The organism is Bartonella sp. AU18XJBT (assembly GCF_028618595.1).
GTDB lineage: Bacteria > Pseudomonadota > Alphaproteobacteria > Rhizobiales > Rhizobiaceae > Bartonella.
This window is the reverse complement of record NZ_JAQITE010000155.1, coordinates 1-736: the sequence shown is the minus strand read 5'-3', so window position 1 is coordinate 736 and position 736 is coordinate 1. Positions and strand designations below refer to the sequence as shown.

Annotated in this window: 2 protein-coding genes; both read left to right on the top strand. The window is 42.1% G+C overall.

Annotation, left to right across the window (positions count from 1 at the left end):
- The coding region (locus tag PVV60_RS10670) for a type IV secretion system protein (protein WP_273724693.1) at nucleotides 1-180 on the top strand (180 nt) is incomplete at its 5' end.
- 2 nt (nucleotides 181-182) lie between these two features.
- Nucleotides 183-736: TrbG/VirB9 family P-type conjugative transfer protein (locus PVV60_RS10665; protein WP_273724692.1), on the top strand; the 554-nt coding region annotated here is incomplete at its 3' end.

Below are 736 nucleotides of genomic sequence, written 5' to 3'. Positions count from 1 at the left end.
CAAGTGCGTTACTACAGAACTGTGCGTAACAACGACAACAACAAAGAATTCATCACCCACTGGGTTGCAACACTCACCTTTGAATATACAAATGCCCCTATCTCTGTCCAAAACCGTTTGATAAATCCTCTAGGGTTTATTGTTAATGAATATAGAACCGATCCGGAAGTGGTCAACTGATCATGACAAAAAAATTCCTTTTTCTCATTCTTAGGATTGCTGTTGCCTTTTCTTTGACAAATATAAGCTACGCGAGTGTTTTTCCCACCCGCGCGCCAAGCGATAGCCGCATTCGCTTTATCAACTATGATGCTTATAATGTCACAAAAATTATTGGCTCCATACGCTCATCGGTACAAATAGAATTTTCTCCCAATGAAGAAATTGCCCATGTGGCAATTGGCAACAGTGTTGCATGGGAAGTCGCCCCCGCTGGCAATATTCTTTTCCTTAAAGCAAGAGAAGTCCAACCCATTACCAATCTCCAAGTCGTCACCACAAAGCTTGATGGCTCAAAGCGCTCCTATCAATTTGAACTTACGATCAAAGATGGGGAAATTTCATCTGGACAAGAAACATATTTCCTTGTGAAATTTCGCTACCCACAAGAAGAAGCAGAACAAAGAAGACTTGCAGCCCTTATGCGACAAGAAAAACAACAATCCCAACGGATTGATAATGTCTTCAACGCTTATGAAACCTACGGACCACGCAATTGGGCTTACACCGCTCAAGG